Genomic DNA, 13,505 nt, shown 5'->3' on the forward strand with positions numbered 1-13,505 from the left:
TGGCGTGGCCCGGCGCGACTGACCGATGGAGGGCAGGGTGACTGCGGCGATGCGGGTCCGGTGTTCGACGGCTCGCCGTCCAGCGGCACGCCAGGACGCTGGCCGATGCGGCGGGGCCTGCCACAATCGCGCCCCATGAGTGCCCCTTCCAAGACCCAGATCCTGTTCGGCTTCCACGCCGTCACCGTGCGCCTGAAGACGGCGCCTGAATCGGTGCAGGAGATCCTCTTCGACGCCACCCGCAAGGACCAGCGCATGCGCGGCTTCCTCGAGAAGGCCGAGGCCGCGGGCGCGCGGCTGGTCGAGAGCGATGACGACCGGCTCAAGGCGCTGTGCGGCACGCACCGCCATCAGGGCGTGGTGGCGCGGGTCAAGGCGGTGGCCAAGTCGCACTCGCTGGACGAGGTGCTGGACGAGGCCGAGGGCCCGCCGCTCGTGCTGGTGCTGGACGGCGTGACCGATCCGCACAACCTCGGCGCCTGTCTGCGGGTGGCTGACGGCGCGGGCGCGCACGCGGTGGTCGCGCCCAAGGATCACGCGGTGGGTCTGAACGCGACGGTGGCCAAGGTCGCCAGCGGCGCCGCGGAGACGGTGCCCTACCTGATGGTGACGAACCTGGCGCGCACGCTGGGCGAGCTCAAGGAGCGCGACATCTGGGTGATCGGCACCTCGGACCAGGCGGAGAAGACGCTGTACGACCTGGACCTGACGGGGCCGGTGGCGCTGGTGCTGGGCGCTGAGGGCGCTGGCATGCGGCAGCTGACGGGCAAGACCTGCGACGAGCTGGTGCGCATCCCGATGCAGGGCGCGGTGGAGAGCCTGAATGTCTCGGTCGCGGCCGGCGTGTGCCTGTACGAGGCGCTGCGGCAGCGGCAACGCGCGAAGTAGTCCGCGCTGCCCGGACCTTGGGTCGCGCCACGAGCCGGCGCCGTGTGATCCTGAGGCTGTTCAAGTCGAGCGAGAGCCATGGAACAACAGGTCATCAACAGCATCGCGGATTGGCTTCCGCTGCCCTTTGCCCTGGTCGTGATGCTGGGGTTCTTCGGGATGCTGTACTGGATCATTCGGCGCACCCGTTCCTTCAGCGTGGTGTTCGAGCGCATCTGGCAATTGCTGGCCGGACATGCCATTGATCCGGACCGGGATGCCGGCGCGATGCTCCGGGACCATCGGGAGCTGATCGAGATCCGCTTCCGATTCCTTCCCCAACTGCGCACGCAGCGGCAACTGACGGCGCTGCGGTCATGGCTGCGGAGTCACGACGAGGACATCGGCGATATCGGCCGCTGTGGTCCGAATCTCTTCGACGTGGACGCGCTGGCGGTTCGTGAGGATCGCCTGTGGCCCAAGCGCTGGCTCGCGGCGGCGATGGCGGTCTCCATTCTGTTGGCGCCGTTGACGCTGGCCTCCTCGATCGCCATGTGGCTGCCTCATCCCATCCTCAACTTCAGGTCGTCCGGCACGATGTTCGTGCTGAAGGATGAGTCGGCGCGGGGGTTGTTCAACCGTGACGAGGTGACGCGGGGTGCGTGCGAAGCCTCGAAGGCGCATCCGGGCCAGGCGGAAGGGAAAGCGGCAGGTGCCGGAGAAGGCTTTGCGCCCGACGAGCGTCAATCGCTCTGCGGTCTGCTGGCGGACCCGGTCCTGATGAAGAAATTCCGCGACGATGTGCCGCTGCAGAAGTTCGCTTTCATGATCGCGACGGGGATGTGCCTGTTCGTGGCGGTCTCGGCGTGGCTGGCCAGCAGTCGTGGCATGGCGGCGCACGAGCTGCTCGAGCGCTTGAAGCAGCGGCCCCCTCCACGCCCGGTGATCGATCCGGCGCTCATGTAGCCGGCGCGAGATAATTGCGGCACTGCGGCCCCTCCGGGCCGCGTCATCATTTGAAGGCGCCCGCGAGGGCCCGAACGTCTACCGGAACCGCAAGCCATGGCCGTCATCGAAGTCACGCACCCCCTCGTCAAGCACAAGATCGGCCTGATGCGGGAGGGCGACATGTCCACCAAGAAGTTCCGCGAGCTGACCGGCGAGGTCGCGCGGCTGCTGGCCTACGAGGCGACGGCGGACTTCCCGCTCGAGAAGACGACGATCGACGGCTGGTGCGGGCCGGTGGAGATCGATCAGATCGCCGGGCGCAAGGTGACCGTGGTGCCCATCCTGCGCGCGGGCCTGGGCATGCTGGACGGCGTGCTGGACATGATGCCCAACGCCAAGGTCAGCGTGGTCGGCCTGGCGCGCGACCACGAGACGCTGCAGCCGGTGAACTACTTCGAGAAGTTCGTCGGGCAGCTGGACCAGCGCACGGCGCTGATCGTCGACCCGATGCTGGCGACGGCGGGATCGATGATCGCGACGGTCGATCTGCTGAAGAAGCGCGGCTGCAAGGACATCCGCGCGCTGGTGCTGGTCGCGGCGCCGGAAGGGGTGGCGGCGCTGAACAAGGCCCATCCGGACGTGCGCTGCTGGACCGCGGCGATCGACTCGCACCTCAACGAGAACGGCTACATCATCCCGGGACTGGGCGACGCGGGGGACAAGATCTTCGGTACCAAGGACGCTTGAGGTCCTGCGCGCACGGGGCCGGTCAAACGAATCCGAACGCCCCCAGCACGCCGCCCGCCAAGACCATCCACACGATCCCGATCTTGGTCCGCATCGTGAGCACCACGGTGGCCACGATCATCGCCAGCGTGGCCCAGCGGTGGCCGGGCTCGACGAGGTAGGGCGCCGCCAGCAGCCAGCCGGTGGCGATCATCAGCCCCAGCGTCAGCGGTGCCATGCCCACGGTGAACGCGCGCACCCCCAGATGCTCGCGGTTGTTGCGCGCCCAGCGCGTCGCCGCCACGACCAGCGTCGTGGACGGCAGCAGGATGCCCAGCATCGCGGCCGCCGCGCCCACCAGCCCCGACACGTTGAACCCCAGCACCGCCACGAACAGGATGTTCGGGCCCGGTGCCGCCTGCGCCAGCGCGATCGAACTGGTGAAGCTCTGATCGGTCAGCCAGTGCCGCTCGTCCACCAGGTAGCGGTGCATGTCCGGCGCCGTCGTGATCGCGCCGCCGATCGACAGCAGCGACAGCATCAGGAAGTGCAGCATCAGCGCGCCCAGCTCCGGCCAGCTGAGCGGGCCCATCAGCAGCGCGCTCATGCGCGGCTCCGCTTCAGCGCGATCAGCGCCAGCGTCATGCCCAGACCGCCCACGCTCAGCACGATCCAGAACAGCGGCAGCTTCAGCCACACCGTCGCGCCGAACACCAGCGCCGCCAGCGCCAGCCCCGGCCACAGCCCGACCGGGTTCGTGCGCAGCGAGGGCAGCAGCTTCAGCCCCGTGGCCAGGATCAGCCCCGCCGACACCGCGCCCATGCCGCGCAGCGCGCCCGTCATCGCCGCAGACGCCAGCCAGGTCGTCGACAGCGCCGCCAGCGTCAGCACGATCAGCGCCGGGAAACCCATCATCCCCAGCAGCGCCACCATCGCGCCGCGCAGGCCGAAGAAGCGGTCGCCGATCATCAGCGAGATGTTCACGATGTTGGGCCCCGGCAGCACCTGCGCCACGGCCAGCGTCTCGACGAACTCCTCGCGGCTCATCCAGCCCAGCCGCTCGACCAGCTCCCGCTGCGCCACCGCCAGCACGCCGCCAAAGCCCTGCAGCGCCAGCCGGCTGAAGGCCCAGAACAGATGCGAAAGGGATTCGGGCCGCGCCAGCGCCACCGCGGGCGCCGGATCGCCGTCCGGGAGCACGGGCGCGGGGGAGGGGGTCGGGCTCACCGGTGCACCTTCAGCGCATCCGGATTGACGATGTTGGTGGGCTTGCCCGCCATGTAATTCAGCACGTTGTCGAAGGCCGCGTCGAAGTACATCTGATAGCTGTCCTGCTCGACATAGCCGATGTGCGGCGTGCACACGGCGTTCTCGAGCCGCAGCAGCGGATGCCCTTGCAGGATGGGTTCGGATTCGAACACGTCGACCGCCGCCATGCCGGGGCGGCCGCGGTTCAGGCCGGACACCAGCGCGCCGTCGGCCACCAGCTCCGCGCGCGAGGTGTTCACGAACAGCGAGGTCGGCTTCATCCGCGCCAGGTCCTCGCCGGTGACCAGGCCCGTGGTCTCGTCCGAGAGCCGCAGGTGCAGCGACAGCACGTCGGCCTGCTCGAAGAAGGCCTCGCGGCTGTCGGCCGCCTGATGGCCGTCGGCCTGGGCGCGCAGGCGCGAGCCCTCGCTGCCCCACACGATGACCTGCATGCCGAAGGCCTTGCCGTAGCCGGCCACGAGCTGGCCGATCTTGCCGTAGCCCCAGATGCCCAGCGTCTTGCCTCTGAGCACCATGCCGAGTCCGAAGTTGGGCGGCATCGAGCCCGATTTCAGCCCCGACTGCTGCCACACGCCGTGCTTGAGCGTGGCGATGTACTGCGGCAGCCGGCGCATCGCGGCCATGATCAGCGCCCAGGTCAACTCGGCGGGCGCGATCGGCGATCCGCCGCCTTCGGCCACGGCGATCCCGAGCCGGGTGCAGGCGTCCAGATCGATGTGCTTGCCGACCCGGCCGGTCTGCGAGATCAGCTTGAGCTTGGGGAGTTTTTCCAGCAGTTGGCGCGGGAAGTGGGTGCGTTCGCGGATCGTTACGAGGACTTCGGCATCCCGCAGCCGGATCGACAACTGGCCGATCCCCTTGACGGTGTTGGTGAAGACCTTGGCGTTCAGCGCGTCCAGCTTGGCGGCGCAAGGCAGCTTGCGCACGGCGTCCTGGTAGTCGTCGAGGATGATGATGTTCATAGGCGTGCGGGGGTTGATCCTACTCGCCTCGTTTGACTCGCTGAAGGCCATTGGGCGAGCGCCGTGCAACAGATCGGAACAGCGACTAGCATCGCGCCGCTTCGCATCCCCCCAGTCCAAGACAAGGAGACTTCCATGGACCTGTACGCCGCCACCGTGCCGGTGTTCGACCGCATGCTCGCCAACATGCAGACCTGGATCCGCACCGCGCGCGATCACGCCAAGGCCAAGGGCTTCGACGAATCGGTGTATCTGACCCTGCGCCTGGCGCCGGACATGTTGCCGCTGGCGCGGCAGATCCAGATCGCCAGCGATTCCGCCAAGAGCGGCGCGGCGCGCCTGGCCGGCATCGAGGTGCCGAGCTGGCCCGACAACGAGGCCACGCTCGACGAGCTGCTGCAGCGCCTGCAGAAGACGCGCGACTTCCTGAAGACCGTCGACGCCGGGCAGATCAACGGCGCGGAGACGCGCCCGATCAGCGTGCCGCGGCGCGACAAGGAGCCGCTGCAGTTCGAGGGCCAGGACTTCCTGCGCTTCTTCAACCTGCCCAACTTCTACTTCCACGCCACGACGCTGTACGCGCTGCTGCGCCACGCGGGCGTGCCGCTGGGGAAACTGGATTTCCTGGGGCAGCCCAAGTAAGGCTCAGCCTCGGTCCAGGAGCCTGCGCAGCAGGCTCTTTCCCTGCTCGAGCTGCCGGTTGAGCATGAGCAGCCGCGCCTCGGCCTCCGCCTGATCGAAGGCCCGCGCCACTTCGGTGTAGATCGCCGTGCGCAGATGCCACAGGTCCTGCGGATGCCGCGCGTGCACCAAGTGGCGGAGCAGGGCGCCCACGCGCTCCCGCGTCTCCTCGTCGGCGGTCTGCGCCCCATCCGCCAGATCCGACACGCTGGCGCGGAAGGCCGCTCGCAGCCTCGCCATCGCCCGCGCACTCGCCCGGGCGCTCGCCTGCGGCCGCCGGCCATCCCCCGGCCACAAGCGCATCAGGCTCTGGAAGATCGAATCCCCGTGCCGCCGCCGCGTGAGCTCATCATTCATCGCCCGCGTTTCGACCTCGTCCAGCCCGGCGGCGGGCGCCGCTTCCACCAGGTCATCCCAACGAGACAGTTTTGGCTTGGCCTTCATGTGCTTCTTGTGGTTTCTTGCGGGTGTCGGAACGCGCGTCCCTCGACGTCCATCGGACCATCCTCGCGCGGCGTCCCGGCTCTGAGGCCCGGATCGCGGGGCGATTGTGGAAGTCGCCCCGGCCGCCGCAACGCCCGATAAGACCGTGACGGATGCCTCAAATCGTGCTCAAGTTCCCGATCCGGCGGCCGATATGGGCTCATTGGGCGGGTCGCCGGTGTTCCGCGGCGCGCCCAGGGCGGGATCGCCTGGCAGGGAATTGGACGGTCCGCACCGTCCATTTGCCGGGATACCTCCGGGAACGCAGGGACACAATTCGAGAAGGCGGCCTTGGGCCCGCGCCGGAGCGTCCGGCCGCGCCCGCCGGCTGCGTCAGCGCCCTGAAAGCCCTCTCACATGGACATCGCCCGCCCCAGCATGCCGAACTTGAGCGTTCCCGCCCCGCTGGCCCCGGAATGGGAGCAGCTGCTGATCCGCGCCCGGGAGGGCACGCTCCCGCTGCCGGAACTGATGGACCGGGGCAACTTCTTCCAGGGCCAGAACCTGGGCGACGCCGCCGCCCATCTCTACGAAACCTGGCTCAGCCGCACCGACCAGCCGCCCGCCGCGCGCCTGGTGGCGCTCTACAACTGGGGCACGGTGCTGGGCAACATCCAGCAGCATGAGCGCGCCGAGCAGGTCTACCGCCAGGCGCTGGCCATCAGTCCCAGCTTCGCGCAGGGCCGCCTGAACCTGGGTCATCAGCTCGAGCACCTGGGCCGCGTCGACGAGGCGCTCGACGCCTGGCGCGCGGTCTACGAGAGCGAAGGCCCGATCGAGGCGCTCGGCGCCGACGTCACCGGCCTGCGCACCCACGCCTTCAACAACGCCGCCCGGCTGCTCGAGCTGCAGCGCCGCTACGAGGAGTCCGAGGCGCTGATGGTCCGCAGCCTGACCCTCAACCCCGAGCAGACGGACGTGATGCAACATTACGTCCACATCCGCCAGAAGCAGTGCAAGTGGCCGGTGTACCAGCCCTTCGGCGAGGTCACCCACAACAGGCTGCTGATCGCGACCTCGCTGCTGGCCACGCTGAGCGCCACCGACGATCCCGCGCTGCAGATGGGCGCCGCCCAGCGCTTCGTCCACGAGAAGGTGACCCGGCAGAAGGACGCGCTCTGGAAGCACCCCGTCTCGGTTGCCGCGCGCCAGCAAGGGAAGATCAAGATCGGCTACCTCTCCGGCGACCTGTGCATGCACGCCGTGGGCCTGCTGACCGCCGAGCTCTACAGCCTGCACGACCGCGAGAAATTCGAGATCCACGCCTTTGACTGGAGCCGCGACGACGGCACCGCGCTGCGCAAACGCATCCTGATGTCGATGGACAAGGTCTGGCGCCTGCACGGCCTGGACGACGCCACCGCCGCCAAGCTGATCGCGCAGGCCGGCATCGACGTGCTGGTGGACCTGCAGGGCCTGACCAGCGGCGCCCGCCCCAACATCCTGGCGCACCGCCCGGCGCCGGTGCAGGTCAGCTATCTGGGCCTGCCCGCGACGTCGCTGCTGCCCGGCGTGGACTGGATCATCGCGGACCGCTTCGTGATGCCGCCGGAATACCTGCCGTACTGCAGCGAAAAGCCGATCTACCTGCCGCACTGCTACCAGGTCAGCGACCGCCAGCGCGAGATCGGCGCCGACCCGACCCGCGCCCAGTACGAGCTTCCCGAGGACGCCTTCGTCTTCTGCTCGTTCAACAACAACCACAAGATGAATGCCGAGATGTTCGGCGCCTGGATGCGCATCCTGCATGGTGTGCCGGGCTCGGTGCTGTGGCTGCTGGCGGACAACGAGTGGGCCAAGGCCAACCTGCGCCGCGAAGCCGAGGCCGCCGGCATCGATGCCGCCCGCCTGATCTTCGCCCCGCGCGTGGCGCCGCCGGACTACCTGGCGCGCTTCCAGCTGCCGGACCTGGTGCTGGACACCTTCCCCTACAACGCCGGCACCACCGCCAGCGACTGCCTCTGGATGGGCACGCCCATCCTGACCCGCTCCGGCCGCAGCTACATCTCCCGCATGTGCGGCAGCCTGCTGACGGCCGTCGGCCTGCCGGACCTGATCACCTTCTCGCTGGAGGAATACGTCCAGCGCGCCATCCAGATCGGCCTGAATCCGGGCCGCGCCAAGTCCTACAAGCGCTACCTGCGCGACGCCGGCCGCGACAGCGCACTTTTCGACATGCCGGCGATCGTGCGGGCCATCGAGCGTGAATTCGAGCAATTGGCCCTCGCCCATCGCGGCTGACATGGACAAGATTCGATAAATGAACCGGCCGCACGACCCCTTCTTCGACGGCGACCAGCGCGCCCGCCGCCCCGGCCTGCGCCTGGCGGCCGAGGACGGCCAGCGCGCGCCCGGCATGCCGGAGGAGCCGCACGATCCGCTGGCGGATCTGGCCCAGCAGCCGGCCATCGATCCGCTGCTGCAGTGCCTGGCGTGGCTGACCCAGCACCATGGCCGCGCGCGCTCGGCCGAGTCGCTGCGCGCCGGCGCCCCGGTCGAGGGCGCCATCAGCCCCGACCAGGCCATCCGCCTGATGCGCGAGGCCGGCTACAACGCCGGCCTGCTGCGCAAGGGCATCGAGGAGATCAACCAGCTGCTGCTGCCGGCGGTGCTGCTGCTCAATGGCGGCGACGCCTGCGTGCTGGTGCGCCGTCTGGAGGACGACGCCGCCAGCGGCGTGCGCTACGAAGTCGTGTTCCCCGGCCCGGAGGCCGCCGCCTGCGTCGCCCCGGCCGCGGAGCTGGATCAGGAGTACAGCGGCTTCATCCTGGCGGTGACGCCGCAGGAGGTCTCGCAGGCCAAGCCGATCGCCGGCGGCATGAAGGACGAGGCGCCGCTGCTGCAGGCCGGTTCGCACTGGCTGTTCGGCACGCTCAAGCGCTTCATCCCGTACTACCGCGCGTCGATGCTGGCCGCGCTGCTGAGCAACGTGCTGATGATGGTGTCGGGCCTGGTGACCTCGGTCATCTACGACAAGGTCATCCCGCACCAGGCCTTCGTCACGCTGTGGACGCTGGCCGTGGGCGCCGGGCTGGCGCTGGTCTTCGACCTCTTCGCGCGCCAGTTGCGCGCCCACCTGATCGACCTGGCCGGGCGCAAGACCGACCTGATCGTCGGCGCCAAGCTGTTCCGCCAGACGCTGGGCGTGCGCATGGAACACCGCCCCGCGTCGGCCGGCTCCTATGCCCACTACCTGGCCCAGGTCGAGGTGGTGCGCGACTTCTTCACCTCCGCCACCATGTCGGTGCTGACCGACCTGCCGTTCGTGGTGCTGTTCGTGGCGATGACCTTCATCATCGGCGGCCCGCTGGGCTGGGTGCTGATGGCGGCGATCCCGCTGATGCTGCTGATGAGCTTCGGCATCCAGGGCTACCTGCGCCGCGCGATGCGCACCAACATGACCGAGGCGGCCGACCTGCACGGCACGCTGGTCGAGGCGCTCGAAGGGCTGGAGGATCTCAAGACCACCGGCGCCGAAGGCCGCTTCCTGCGCCGCTACGAGCAGTCCACCGCCATCGTCGCCGAGTCCGCGCTCAAGGCCCGCACCATGGCCAGCTGGAGCATGAACATCTCGATGACGATGCAGCAGCTGATCAACCTGGTCATGCTGGTGTGGGGCGTCTACCTGATCAACGAGAGCGTGATCAGCGCCGGTGCGCTGATCGGCGCGGTGATGTTCGCCGGCCGCGCCACGGTGCCGCTGAACAGCCTGGTCAGCCTGGCCACGCGCTATCAGGGCGCGCGCGCCGCGATGCTGTCGCTGAATGCGGTGATGAGCGCGCCGGTGGAGCGCGACGCCACCCGCAACTACGTCCCGCTGAACCAGATCACCGGCCGCATCGGCCTGAACGACGTCGGCTTCTCCTATCCCGCGCAGGGCGACGCGCAGTCGCCCAAGGTGCTGCGCAACGTCACGCTGCGCATCCAGCCGGGCGAGCGGCTCGCGATCCTGGGCCGCATCGGCTCGGGCAAGTCGACGGTGCTGCGCATGCTGGCCGGCCTCTACCAGCCGACCGAGGGCAACGTCGAGATCGACGGCATCGACCTGCGCCAGGTCGATCCGGCGGAGTTCCGAGGCAAGGTCGGGTTCGTCTCGCAGGAGCCGCGGCTGTTCCACGGCACGCTGCGCGACAACGTGCTGATGGGCCGCCATGTCGACGCCCAGCGTCTGGTCGAGGTCGCCAAGCTGACCGGCCTGGACCGCGTCGTCGCCGGCCACCCGATGGGCTGGGACCTGCCGGTTGGCGAGATGGGCTCGCTGCTCTCGGGCGGCCAGCGCCAGCTGGTGGCGCTGGCGCGCAGCCTGGTCACCAAGCCGCAGATCCTGCTGATGGACGAGCCCACCAGCTCCATGGACGCACAGTCCGAGATCGCCTTCCTGCGCCAGCTGCGCGACGCCGCCGGCAGCTGCACGCTGATCATGGTCACGCACCGCCCGGCGGTGCTGGAGCTGGTCTCGCGCATCGTCGTCGTCGACAGCGGCCGGCTGGTCATGGATGGTCCGCGCGACCAGGTCCTGGCCGCGCTGTCGGGCGCCCGTCCGCCGGGCCAGCAGCCCGCCCAGCCGCAGCCCCAGCCGGGCCAGGCGCCGCAGGGCGCTCCCGTCCACGTGCATCCGGCCGCGCAGGCCGTGAACCGCGCCGCGTCCGTCTGAGCTCCGCGCCATGTCCAAGTCCACCACCCTCAGCCGCGAGGAAGGCCTGTTCGTCAGCAGCGTCCAGTCGGCGTTGATCGACGAGCCGCTGCCGCGCGCCGTCTGGGCCCTGTACCTGCTGGCGGCGGTGCTGCTGGTGGGGCTGGTCTGGTCCTCGATCGCCACCGTCGACGAGGTCACCCGCAGCGACGCGCGCATCGTGCCCGACGGCAAGGAGCAGGTCATCGCCAGCCTGGAGTCCGGCACGCTGGGCAAGCTGCTGGTGCACGAGGGCGAGGAGGTGGAGGCGGGCCAGCCGCTGGCCGAGCTCGACCCGACCCGCGCCGAGGCCGCCGAGAACGAGAGCCAGGCCAAGCGCCTGGGCCTGATGGCGCAGGTGGCGCGGCTGCGCGCCGAGGCGCTGGGCGTGCCGCTGAAGTTCCCCGACGAGGTGCGCAAGGTGCAGCGCCTGGTCGACAGCGAGACCGAGGTCTTCGACACCCGCCGCCGTGTGCTCGACGAGGCGACGTCCAGCATCAACCGCAGCATCGGGCTGCTCGCCACCGAGCAGAAGCTGGCGCAGGACATGGCGTCCAAGGGCCTGATGTCCAACGTCGAGGTGATGCGCGTCACGCGCCAGGTCAACGAGCTGCAGCAGCAGCGCAACGAGCGCATCAGCCGTTTCCGCCAGGACGCCAGTACCGAGCTGTCCAAGGCGCAGACCGATCTGGCGCAGATGGACGAGCAGCTCGTCGTGCGCCGTGACGCGGTGACGCGTTCAGTGCTGAAGTCGCCGGTCAAGGGCCTGGTCAAGAACATCAAGATGAACACGGTGGGCGGCGTGATCGCCTCCGGCGCGCCCATCATGGAGATCGTCCCCATCGGCCCGCGCATCCTGATCGAGGCGCGCATCAAGCCCAAGGACATCGGCTACATCCAGGTCGGGCAGCAGGCCATCGTCAAGCTCAACGGCTACGACTTCAACGTCAACGGCGGGCTGCACGGCAAGATCGAGTACGTCAGCCCCGACGCGCTGGGCGAGACCGAGAAGAACAACGAGGGCACCTACTACCGCGTGCTCATCACGGCCGAGCGCAACACGCTGCGAGCCAAGGGCGAGCCGCTGCCGGTGATTCCCGGCATGACGGCGATGGTGGACATCCGCACCGGCGAGCGCTCGGTGCTGAGCTATCTGTTGCGGCCGATGATGAAGTCCAAAGAAGCGCTTCGCGAGCGCTGAACTGACCGGTCTGGCGCCGCCTTATCGGCGCTTCGGTTTGCTGCCAAGCTGGTCCAGTAGAGGGCATGGGAATTTGCTTGCAGTACGCGTGACCATGACCATCTCGACTCCGCGCCGGAGCATGCGGCGCGCCTCCTTCCATCGCCTGTCCGCCTGGAGCGCCGCCGTCGCGGCCGCGCTCGCGGCGTTCAGCGCGCCCGTCCTCGCGCAGGACCCGCCGCCCAGCCGCTGCTCGGACGAGCGCACGCTGCCGCCCGCGCAGCTGTCCGCCAAGGATGCCGCGCTGCTGGAAGTGGCCGACTCCGATCCGCGCACGCAGCTGCAGGAGCTGGTCAACCGTGCGCTGAACCGCAGCAAGGCGCTGGGCGCGACTCGGCTGCTGACGCAGGCGGCCGAAGCCGACTTCGAGGAAGCCAAGGCGCAGCGCATGCCCACGGTGACGCTGGGCCTGACCGGCGCCCACACCGGCACCATCCTGCCGGGCGATGGCCCGGGCACGCACACCAGCGGCCTGCAGGGCCGCGGCTCGCTGAGCGTGACCGCGCCGATCTACGACTCGGGCCGCATCACCAAGCTCACCGAATGGAAGTCGCAGTTGCTCGAGGCGGCGCGCTACGGCCAGTCGAGCGCCGAGGAGCAGGTCGCGCTGCAGACTGTGTCGCTGGCGCTGGACCGCGGCCGCTACCAGCTGCAGGCGCAGGTCTACAGCCAGTACGTGCGCAAGATGGCCTGCCTGGTCGAGGCGCTGGACATCATCACCAAGGCCGACCGCGGCCGCGCCAGCGAACTGGTGCAGGCGCAGAAGAGCCTGCAGCAGGCCGACCTGTCCTATGAGCAGACGACGTCGGCGCTGCGTCAGACGGAGGTGCGGCTCAAGCGCTTCGTCGGTGACGAGCTGCCGCGCGGCGCGGCGATGAGCTCGGTGCTGGCGCGCCTTCCTGACCTCAATGAAATGCTGGCCGACGTTATGGTCTCGCCGGACGTGGCCGCGGCGGCCGCGCAGGCGCAGGCGCAGCGCAGCTACGCGGAATCGGTGCGCGCCGGGCAGCAGCCCAGCGTGAGCCTGCTGGTCTCCGGCAACACGACGGTAGGCCAGGCGCGCCAGACCGACTGGGTGGGCGGTGTGACGGTCAACATCCCGATCGTGCAGCCGGGCGCGGATTCGGCGCTGACCTCGGCGCGCCGGCGCGCGCAGGCGGCGTCGCTGCAGCGCGACGAGACCATCGATGCCAAGCGCTACCGCGTCCAGGAGATGTACGAGGCGGCGTCCTCGTCGCTGGACCGCTCGCGCCGGCTGGTGGACATCCTGCGCAACAGCGAGCGGGTGCGGGGCTTCACGCTGCAGCAGTGGCAGCAGCTCGGCAAGCGCTCCCTGTTCGACGTGATGGCGGCCGAGGGCGACTACTACTCGATGCGCATCGCGCATGTGAACGCGCTCTACGACGCCCAGCAGGTCGTGGCGATCATCTGGTCGCAAGGCCGGGGCGTGGTCACGCCGCTGCGCTGACTCCCCGGCGAGGCGCCATTCCCCCAAGCGGCGCCACACCAACTCCCTCGCCCCCACGGGGGGAGTGTATGGACCGGGGACATAGGTAACAGGTGTGCCAGGACATGGGTAACAGGTCCAATCCAGGTTAGTCAGCCTGGCACAAGTCGATCGTGCGCACTTTGTGATGGCAGAAGTAGACGTCGAAGC

The 13,505-nt window shown here is 69.2% G+C and carries 12 protein-coding genes; 8 read left to right on the forward strand and 4 right to left on the reverse strand.

Annotated features, from left to right (window positions below; genetic code table 11):
- Nucleotides 1-135: 135 nt before the first annotated feature.
- The 3 genes from rlmB to upp all read left to right on the forward strand — a co-directional run bounded on the left by rlmB (nucleotide 136) and on the right by upp (nucleotide 2,562).
- Complete coding sequence (gene rlmB, locus ABDW61_RS08215) at nucleotides 136-888, forward strand: 23S rRNA (guanosine(2251)-2'-O)-methyltransferase RlmB (protein WP_343637949.1); 753 nt, start codon at nucleotides 136-138, stop codon at nucleotides 886-888.
- 78 nt (nucleotides 889-966) lie between these two features.
- Nucleotides 967-1,833 carry a DUF6216 family protein gene (locus ABDW61_RS08220; RefSeq protein WP_343637950.1) on the forward strand — a complete coding sequence of 289 codons (867 nt, stop codon included), beginning with the start codon at nucleotides 967-969 and terminating at the stop codon, nucleotides 1,831-1,833.
- A gap of 96 nt (nucleotides 1,834-1,929) precedes the next feature.
- Nucleotides 1,930-2,562, forward strand: a complete 633-nt coding sequence (gene upp, locus ABDW61_RS08225) for a uracil phosphoribosyltransferase (RefSeq protein WP_343637951.1) — start codon at nucleotides 1,930-1,932, stop codon at nucleotides 2,560-2,562.
- Between the two features lie 22 nt (nucleotides 2,563-2,584).
- On the opposite strand, the gene ABDW61_RS08230 is transcribed toward upp, so the two are convergent.
- The 3 genes from ABDW61_RS08230 to ABDW61_RS08240 are packed head-to-tail and all read right to left on the reverse strand — an operon-like array spanning nucleotide 2,585 to nucleotide 4,772.
- Nucleotides 2,585-3,148, reverse strand: a complete 564-nt coding sequence (locus ABDW61_RS08230; RefSeq protein WP_343637952.1) for a chromate transporter — start codon at nucleotides 3,146-3,148, stop codon at nucleotides 2,585-2,587.
- Complete coding sequence (locus ABDW61_RS08235) at nucleotides 3,145-3,768, reverse strand: chromate transporter (RefSeq protein ID WP_343637953.1); 624 nt, start codon at nucleotides 3,766-3,768, stop codon at nucleotides 3,145-3,147. Before ABDW61_RS08235 ends, ABDW61_RS08230 begins: the two co-directional genes overlap by 4 nt.
- The gene (locus tag ABDW61_RS08240) at nucleotides 3,765-4,772 is read right to left on the reverse strand and encodes a D-2-hydroxyacid dehydrogenase family protein (RefSeq protein WP_343637954.1); all 1,008 of its coding nucleotides are present in this window, start codon (nucleotides 4,770-4,772) and stop codon (nucleotides 3,765-3,767) included. Before ABDW61_RS08240 ends, ABDW61_RS08235 begins: the two co-directional genes overlap by 4 nt.
- Before the next feature lie 135 nt (nucleotides 4,773-4,907).
- Between ABDW61_RS08240 and ABDW61_RS08245 the strand changes: the two genes are divergently transcribed.
- Nucleotides 4,908-5,414, forward strand: a complete 507-nt coding sequence (locus tag ABDW61_RS08245) for a DUF1993 domain-containing protein (RefSeq protein WP_343637955.1) — start codon at nucleotides 4,908-4,910, stop codon at nucleotides 5,412-5,414.
- A gap of 3 nt (nucleotides 5,415-5,417) precedes the next feature.
- Here the strand turns inward: ABDW61_RS08245 and ABDW61_RS08250 are convergent, their stop codons facing one another.
- Nucleotides 5,418-5,897: a hypothetical protein gene (locus ABDW61_RS08250; RefSeq protein WP_343637956.1), complete on the reverse strand. Its 480-nt coding sequence runs from the start codon at nucleotides 5,895-5,897 to the stop codon at nucleotides 5,418-5,420.
- 426 nt (nucleotides 5,898-6,323) lie between these two features.
- On the opposite strand from ABDW61_RS08250, the gene ABDW61_RS08255 reads away from it, so the two are divergent.
- The 4 genes from ABDW61_RS08255 to ABDW61_RS08270 all read left to right on the forward strand — a co-directional run bounded on the left by ABDW61_RS08255 (nucleotide 6,324) and on the right by ABDW61_RS08270 (nucleotide 13,316).
- Nucleotides 6,324-8,177, forward strand: coding sequence for an acetylglucosamine transferase (locus tag ABDW61_RS08255; RefSeq protein WP_343637957.1), 1,854 nt, complete (start codon nucleotides 6,324-6,326; stop codon nucleotides 8,175-8,177).
- Nucleotides 8,178-8,196: 19 nt separating this feature from the next.
- Entirely contained in the window at nucleotides 8,197-10,590 is a 2,394-nt protein-coding gene (locus ABDW61_RS08260; RefSeq protein WP_343637958.1) for a type I secretion system permease/ATPase, read from the forward strand.
- Nucleotides 10,591-10,600: 10 nt separating this feature from the next.
- Nucleotides 10,601-11,809 carry an HlyD family type I secretion periplasmic adaptor subunit gene (locus ABDW61_RS08265; RefSeq protein ID WP_343637959.1) on the forward strand — a complete coding sequence of 403 codons (1,209 nt, stop codon included), beginning with the start codon at nucleotides 10,601-10,603 and terminating at the stop codon, nucleotides 11,807-11,809.
- A gap of 94 nt (nucleotides 11,810-11,903) precedes the next feature.
- Nucleotides 11,904-13,316 (forward strand): TolC family protein, encoded by a 1,413-nt coding sequence (locus ABDW61_RS08270; RefSeq protein ID WP_343637960.1) that lies wholly within the window; start codon nucleotides 11,904-11,906, stop codon nucleotides 13,314-13,316.
- Nucleotides 13,317-13,505: the final 189 nt, after the last annotated feature.

Origin of the sequence: Roseateles sp., from assembly GCF_039595595.1 — a bacterium.
Classification (GTDB): Bacteria; Pseudomonadota; Gammaproteobacteria; order Burkholderiales; family Burkholderiaceae_C; genus Roseateles.

Excerpts from the sequence above, each read along its gene's own strand:
- rlmB (WP_343637949.1), top strand. The coding sequence starts at position 136 with ATGAGTGCCCCTTCCAAGACCCAGATCCTGTTCGGCTTCCACGCCGTC.
- ABDW61_RS08220 (WP_343637950.1), top strand. The coding sequence starts at position 967 with ATGGAACAACAGGTCATCAACAGCATCGCGGATTGGCTTCCGCTGCCC.
- upp (WP_343637951.1), top strand. The coding sequence starts at position 1,930 with ATGGCCGTCATCGAAGTCACGCACCCCCTCGTCAAGCACAAGATCGGC.
- ABDW61_RS08230 (WP_343637952.1), bottom strand. The coding sequence starts at position 3,148 with ATGAGCGCGCTGCTGATGGGCCCGCTCAGCTGGCCGGAGCTGGGCGCG.
- ABDW61_RS08240 (WP_343637954.1), bottom strand. The coding sequence starts at position 4,772 with ATGAACATCATCATCCTCGACGACTACCAGGACGCCGTGCGCAAGCTG.
- ABDW61_RS08245 (WP_343637955.1), top strand. The coding sequence starts at position 4,908 with ATGGACCTGTACGCCGCCACCGTGCCGGTGTTCGACCGCATGCTCGCC.
- ABDW61_RS08250 (WP_343637956.1), bottom strand. The coding sequence starts at position 5,897 with ATGAAGGCCAAGCCAAAACTGTCTCGTTGGGATGACCTGGTGGAAGCG.
- ABDW61_RS08260 (WP_343637958.1), top strand. The coding sequence starts at position 8,197 with ATGAACCGGCCGCACGACCCCTTCTTCGACGGCGACCAGCGCGCCCGC.
- ABDW61_RS08265 (WP_343637959.1), top strand. The coding sequence starts at position 10,601 with ATGTCCAAGTCCACCACCCTCAGCCGCGAGGAAGGCCTGTTCGTCAGC.
- ABDW61_RS08270 (WP_343637960.1), top strand. The coding sequence starts at position 11,904 with ATGACCATCTCGACTCCGCGCCGGAGCATGCGGCGCGCCTCCTTCCAT.